Origin of the sequence: Trichlorobacter sp., assembly GCF_030247655.1 — a bacterium.
GTDB lineage: Bacteria > Desulfobacterota > Desulfuromonadia > Geobacterales > Pseudopelobacteraceae > Trichlorobacter.
Genome location: NZ_JAOTRZ010000154.1, coordinates 1 through 7,043 on the forward strand (window position 1 = coordinate 1; position 7,043 = coordinate 7,043).

Genomic DNA, 7,043 nt, shown 5'->3' on the forward strand with positions numbered 1-7,043 from the left:
CCCTTGAACGGACCCCGTTGCCAGCCTGCCTGATTGATGCTGAAAAGATCCGCCAGGCCCTGCTCAATCTATTGAAAAACGCCCTGGAGGCACTGCCCCTTGGAGGAACCATCTGCATAACCATCAACCATGATGCACATGATTCCCTGATCACCGTAAGCGATTCCGGTCACGGCATTCCCAACCAGGATCTGCCATTGATCTTTGAGCCGTTCTTTACCCGTAAAGGGGCCGGTACCGGGCTTGGGCTCTCCATTACCAGACAGATCATTGAAGAGCATGGCGGTGCCATTAATGTAAGCTCAGAGCCGGTTCACGGCACCAGCTTCATGATACGGCTACCCCTGCTGCAGGCCGATCAGAAAACTGTTTCAACATGACAATATCTGTAATTACTGGTATAGCCAGCCTGCATAATCTTTCTGACACCAAGGGATAGCGTGAAACAACCATTCAACAACATACCTGGTCAAAAATCCATGTTCACCCTGTTTCTGGGGCGTTTTCTGCCACTTGCCCTGTTTACCCTGCTGGCGGGCGGGGCAATTTTCCTGATCGAACGCAAGAGCCACCTGGATCTGCTCTACAAATACGGCAAGATTCAATCCCAAACTGAACAGTCTCCATTAACCATCGCCCTTGAACAACACCATATCATGACCATTTCAGCGGTTACACTGCTGGCACTGATACTTGCCGCACCCATTGCCTGGTTTCGTGCTGCACGCCAACGTCATGATATGATTGTTGAACATTTGAACCGGGAAAATCTACGCAGTATCAAGCTACTGCTTGATTCAACCATTGAGGGGATTTATGGCACTGATGAAGCAGGTCACTGCATCCTGGCCAACCGTTCCTGCGCCAACCTGTTGGGCTATGCGTACCCGGAACAACTGTTGGGAAAAGAGATGCACCGCCTGATGCACCATAGCCATGCCGATGGCAGCCCCTACCCTGTATCAGAATGCAGGGCTCATCAGATGGTAAGCACTACTGGATCAGCACCGATACTGGTTACCAATGAAGTATTCTGGCGCCAGGATGGCAGTTGTTTTCCGGTATCCTACAGCGTCCATCCAATTCAGGAAGATGGCGTTACAATCGGTATGGTCTGCACCTTTGTTGATATCTCTGAACGCCGCCTGCTTGAAGATCAGTTACGCCATGCACAGAAGATGGAGGCGGTGGGACAGCTGGCCGGTGGTATTGCCCACGACTTTAACAACATCCTGCAGATCATCTCCGGCAACACCCAGATTCTTCAGTATGACCAGAAGCAACAAAATCCTGAACAACCACAGTTACAGGAAATTTTGAAGGCTGTTGAGCGAGGGACAGCCCTTACCCGCAGCATGCTGGCCTTCAGTCGCAAGCAGCCCCTGCATCCAATTCCCTTTGAATTGAATCAGATGGTCAGAGACTCGCAACTTTTGGCCCGGAAGTTGCTTTTAAAAAACATAACCTTACAGCTTGAACTGGCAGAAACAGCACTGGTTATTACTGCTGATGAGATATTGCTGCAGCAGGTGCTGTTCAACCTGATCACTAATGCCCGTGATGCCATGCCAACCGGCGGCACCATTACCATTGCAACAGCTGAACAGGTTATTGATGAAAACAGCAATGAGTCTATCAAAGGCTATCCCCCGGGGAGCTACGCTGTTCTTATGGTTCGTGACACCGGTCAGGGCATACCGGAGGAGATCCGTCAGAAAATATTCGAGCCGTTTTTCACCACAAAAGTGGTGGGCAAAGGTACTGGTCTGGGGCTTTCAATGGTCTATGGCACGATCAAACAACATGGCGGCTTTGTCCTGGCTGAGTCAACTGAAGGGCTTGGCAGCTGTTTTTCGGTGTTTCTACCTGATATTTCCACCTGCTTACTGCCAAATCAACAGAACAACTAATCAGGGAGCCAGGTTTTCTCTATGGCAAAGATACTGTTAATTGACGATGATCCTCAGGTACGGGCAGTCCTGAAGGGCTTCCTGCAGATCGGTGGCCACGAAGTTCTGGAAGCAGGAAATGGCATCCAGGCACGGAAAACCCTTACAGAAGTACAGACTGATCTGGTGATAACCGACATTGTCATGCCTGAATCTGATGGATTTGAGGTAATCATGTCCTGTTCCCGTAATAACCAGCCTTTAAAAATAATTGCCATTTCCGGCGGTTCCCCTAACCTGGCCCAGCAACCCCTCCTGGCCATTGCTCAAAAAATGCCGGTCCATAAGGTCTTGTCAAAACCGGTGACCTGTGAAGAACTACTGACTGCTGTCCAGGATGTTTTGAACGGCCCTGAAAAAACCGGTAACACCCAAACCGCCTGAATGCTTAGAGAAACCATTCTCATAATTGATGATGAATCCTTTATTCGGGAAAATGTCCAGCGCATCCTGAATGAAGATGGCTATCGTGTGCTTGAGGCGGCCAATGGGGCAGAGGCCTTGGGGCGGGTTGCTGATGACGAAATCGATCTGGCCCTGCTGGATCTGAACCTGGGAACCGAAAACGGCCTTGATCTGTTGGGGGCCTTAAAAGAGATAAACCCTGATCTGCTGGTGATTATCATCACCGGCTATGGTTCAGTTGAAACAGCGGTAGATGCCCTTAAGCTTGGGGCGTTTGATTATATGAAGAAGCCGTTCAAGGCTGATGCCCTGCGGGTAATCGTCAAGCTGGCCCTGCAGACCCAGGAACTGAAGCGGGAGGTCCGCGGACTGCGACGCTCCGGTGCTCTGGGGCTTGATGTGCCGCTGCTGGGGGAAAGTCCCTGTTTCCGGCAGGTGCTGGATCAGGTGCGGGAGGTGGCCAGAATACCGACCGCCACTGTGCTGGTAACCGGTGAATCAGGCACCGGCAAAGAACTGGTGGCCCGTGCGATCCATTCCCTGTCAGATCGCAAGGAACACCCCTTTGTGGCGGTCAACTGTGCCTCCATCCCCACTGAATTGATGGAAAGCGAGCTGTTTGGCCATGAAAAAGGGGCCTTTACCGGAGCCGCTTCCCGCAAGATCGGACTGTTTGAAGAGGCCCACAACGGCACCATCTTCCTGGATGAGATCGGCGACATGTACGCCAGTCTGCAGGCCAAGTTGCTGCGGGTACTGCAAGAACGCACGGTCCGCCGGGTGGGCGGTACCAAAGACCTGCCGGTTGATCTGCGGGTGATTGCCGCCACCAACCGGGATCTGCGCCAACGGATGCAGATCGGCACCTTCCGGGAAGACCTGTTTTACCGCCTGAACGTGGTACCGTTGCACCTCCCCCCTTTACGTGCAAGAGGTAACGATATCCTGCTTCTGGCCAAGTATTTCCTCTCCCACTTCAGTCAGGCCTTTGGCAAATCATTCAAAGGGATTGAACCTTCTGCAGAACAGATGCTTCTCAGCTACCCCTGGCCCGGCAATATCCGCGAGCTGCGCAACATCATTGAGCGGATCTGCATCATGGCCCACGGCCCACACCTTGAACCAGGCCATCTGCCACCTGAACTCCACCAGCACACCACCCGGCAAAGTTCAATCATCACCGAAGACAATCTACTGCAAGGGCTTGAAATAAGTGTAGCAAACTATGAAAAGCAACTGGTTGCATCGGCACTGGAGCGAGCTGAAGGAAACGTGGTCAAGGCAGCTTTAATGCTGAAGATCCCCCGGGGTACCCTGCGCTACAAGATGGAGAAATACGGGCTATAAATGCAAGGAGCAGAGGGCAAGGGGCAAGAAGCCATCACCATCGGTTCATCCCGGTACCGCCAGGCCAATCTGGCCCTGTTTTGTGCCGGCTTCATCACCTTTGTTACCCTGTATGATATTCAGCCCCTGCTGCCGCTGTTTACCCGTGAATTCAATATCTCCCCTGCCATCAGCAGCCTGCCGCTCTCCATCAGCACCGCCACCCTGGCAATCGGCATGCTCTTTTCCGGCTTAACCTCCGATGCAATTGGCCGCAAACCGATCATGGTAGCGGCCTTGATCCTGACCTCATTGCTGGCCATTGCCACTGCCTTTTCCACCACCCTGCCCTCCCTGCTCCTGATCCGCTTTGCCCAGGGCGCAGTGTTGGCCGGTGTACCTTCGGTTGCCATGGCCTATCTGGGGGAAGAGATGGATAGTTCGGCAATCGCCTCTGCCATGGGACTCTATATCAGCGGCAATGCGGTGGGCGGCATGTCTGGTCGGGTGATTACTGCCATCATGGCTGATTATATGCCCTGGCGCACCGCCATTGGCATCATCGGCTGTGTCAGTCTGCTGCTGGCGTTCTGGTTTATCAAACTGCTGCCCAGGTCATCCCGCTTCCAGAAACGCAGTCTTGATCTGCGCACCCTGTTCCCTTCACTGCTGCACCATTTGAAGGATCCCGGCATGCTCTGCCTGTTTGGGGTGGCATTCCTCTGCATGGGCTGCTTTATAAGCCTCTACAACTACATCGGCTTTCGCCTGCTGCTTAAACCATTTTCCTTAAGCCAGTCGATTATCAGCCTGATTTTTCTGGTCTATTTTCTCGGTTCACTCAGCTCGGCCATGATGGGCCGCCTGATGCAGCGCTTTGGTCGCAGATTTGTGATCAGAGCCACCATTACAGCCATGGCATGTGGTGCGCTGTTTACCCTGGCTGATTCTCTGGTCAGCATTGTTACAGGAATAGCCCTGTTTACCTGCGGCTTCTTCGGGGTTCATAGCATCGCCTCAGGCTGGGTCAGCCGCAGGGCAACCAGCTACCGTGCCCAGGCATCCTCGCTGTACCTCTTTTCCTACTATCTGGGCTCCAGTATCTCCGGCACCCTGGGCGGCTATTTCTGGGTCAGCTATGCCTGGACCGGCGTGGCAGCCATGATCTGCCTGCTGCTTCTGGCTGCCTTTGGCTGCACAGAACTGCTCAGCCGCTCATACGCAGACCGCCAGGCCTGACTGGCGAAAAACCGCCACACTCAGATGGCGAAAAACCGCCAGTTCCACTCCTGAATAAAACTTCATTCCGCTACAACGTAAACAGAATAATCAACCCAAACAGGCTGTTAACCGATTCGTAACTATTTGGCACTACCGTTGCTAGATAAAACAAAAAATTGCGTTATACTTAATCCTGCATTTGAAGCATACACCCCACAAGGAGGCACACACATGTTCAAGAAGATTCTTGCAGCAGTCGTCACACTGGCTTTTGCCCTTCCGCTGACCGCACAGGCCGCACCCATTGTCATCAAATTCAGCCACGTGGTAGCCACCAACACCCCCAAAGGTCAAGGAGCAGAATATTTCAAGAAGCTTGCTGAAGAGCGGACCAAAGGCCGGGTCAAGGTAGAGGTCTACCCCAACAGCCAGCTTTACAAGGACAAGGAAGAGATGGAAGCACTGCAGATGGGCTCAGTCCAGATGCTGGCCCCGTCACTTGCCAAATTTGCTCCACTGGGTCTGAAAGAGTTTGAACTGTTTGACCTGCCGTTTATCTTTGATGATTACAAGGAGCTGCATGCTGTTACACAGGGCCCGGTTGGCGCAAAACTGCTCAAGAGCCTTGAGACCAGAGGGCTGATCGGTCTGGCCTACTGGGATAATGGCTTCAAGGTGATGTCTGCCAACAAACCACTTAAAAATGTGGCAGACATGAAAGGCCAGAAGATGCGGATTCAGTCTTCCAAGGTACTGGATTCCCAGATGCGTTCCGTAGGCGCCATTCCGCAGGTTATGGCCTTCTCGGACGTCTATCAGGCCCTGCAGACCGGCGTTGTTGACGGCACCGAAAACCCCCCTTCCAACCTCTATACCCAGAAGATGCATGAAGTACAGAAGTACGTCACCATGTCCAACCATGGTTACCTGGGCTATGCCGTGCTGGTAAACAAGAAGTTCTGGATGGGCCTGCCTGCCGATATCCGTACCATCCTGGAAGGCGCCATGAAGGATGCCACTGTTTTTGCCAACGGTGTTGCCAAGAAAGATAACGACGATGCCATGGCAGCAGTTAAAAAATCCGGCAAATCCCAGATCATTACCCTGACTCCGGCTGAGCGTGCTGCCTGGAAAAAGGCAATGGACAAGGCCCACAAAGACAACATCGGCCGTATTGGTGCTGCAACCGTACAGGAAGTCTACAAGGCCACCGGATACAAACCATAATTTTACCTGATCAGCACCAGCCGCTGCGGACAACGCAGCGGCTTTTTTTGCGATAGATCCCAGGAGAAATTCACATGATGAAATACCTTGACCACCTTGAGGAATGGATCATCACCTTTCTCATTGGCGCCGCAACCATTATTATCTTTGTTGCTGTGCTGCACCGCTATGCTGCCGGCCTGCCAATACCCGGCCTGCAGGACTGGCTGCTGGGCGTTAACCTTGGTTGGGCACAGGAACTGTGTATTTACATGTTTGTCTGGATGGCCAAGTTTGGCGCAGCCTATGGTGTCCGCACCGGCATCCATGTCGGGGTGGATGTCCTGGTAACCCGCCTTCCGGAATCGTGGCGGGTCAAATGCGTCTTGCTGGGGATCTTCGGCGGCGCCCTGTTCACCGGTATTATCGGTTCTCTGGGCACTCTTTTTGTCTGGGAAAACGGCATGCATTACGCTGTTTTCAACAAGTTTGGCATGGCGATACCTGAGGATCTGTATGAAGGTCCGATCACCCCGGATCTGGAGTGGCCCACCTGGATCATCTATTCTGCCATTCCACTTGGTTCGTTCCTGATGTGCTTCCGCTTCCTGCAGGTCGGCTGGACCTTCTTCCGTACCGGTGAGCTGCCTCACCATGACCACGGCCATGTTGACGGCATTGAAGAAGAGATTCTTGATTCGACTGAGGCCCTCGAAGAGTATGAGGAACACAAATTCGAGGATGAAGCCCCCCAGGGAGGTGTCAAATGAGTTCAGCAGCTATCGGACTTGAAGTTTTAACCAAGAAAAAAGCTGCCACCTGGCTTGGCGCTATTGCAGTCATGCTGTTTGCTCTCTCAACAATGGGACATGCCGGTATTGTATTTGCCATCCTGGCCGGCCTGATGTTGACCGGCATGCCGGTCTCTGTCTCGAC

General features: G+C 52.8%; 7 protein-coding genes. All 7 read left to right on the forward strand.

Translation table 11 applies throughout. From position 1 onward, the window contains the following. Positions 1-380 (forward strand): ATP-binding protein (locus OEL57_RS12120; RefSeq protein WP_300740790.1); only part of this gene is annotated, 380 nt, incomplete at its 5' end. Positions 381-440: 60 nt separating this feature from the next. Next, positions 441-1,910 carry a two-component system sensor histidine kinase NtrB gene (locus OEL57_RS12125; protein WP_300740791.1) on the forward strand — a complete coding sequence of 490 codons (1,470 nt, stop codon included), beginning with the start codon at positions 441-443 and terminating at the stop codon, positions 1,908-1,910. A gap of 21 nt (positions 1,911-1,931) precedes the next feature. Further along, complete coding sequence (locus OEL57_RS12130) at positions 1,932-2,333, forward strand: response regulator (RefSeq protein WP_300740792.1); 402 nt, start codon at positions 1,932-1,934, stop codon at positions 2,331-2,333. After that, complete coding sequence (locus OEL57_RS12135; RefSeq protein ID WP_300740793.1) at positions 2,334-3,701, forward strand: sigma-54-dependent transcriptional regulator; 1,368 nt, start codon at positions 2,334-2,336, stop codon at positions 3,699-3,701. After that, positions 3,702-4,919 (forward strand): MFS transporter, encoded by a 1,218-nt coding sequence (locus OEL57_RS12140; protein WP_300740794.1) that lies wholly within the window; start codon positions 3,702-3,704, stop codon positions 4,917-4,919. A 213-nt stretch (positions 4,920-5,132) separates the two neighbouring features. Then, positions 5,133-6,128, forward strand: a complete 996-nt coding sequence (locus OEL57_RS12145; protein WP_300740795.1) for a TRAP transporter substrate-binding protein — start codon at positions 5,133-5,135, stop codon at positions 6,126-6,128. Positions 6,129-6,202: 74 nt separating this feature from the next. Further along, on the forward strand, positions 6,203-6,877 hold the full coding sequence (locus tag OEL57_RS12150; protein ID WP_300740796.1) for a TRAP transporter small permease: 675 nt from the start codon (positions 6,203-6,205) through the stop codon (positions 6,875-6,877). The last annotated feature ends 166 nt before the right edge of the window (positions 6,878-7,043 follow it).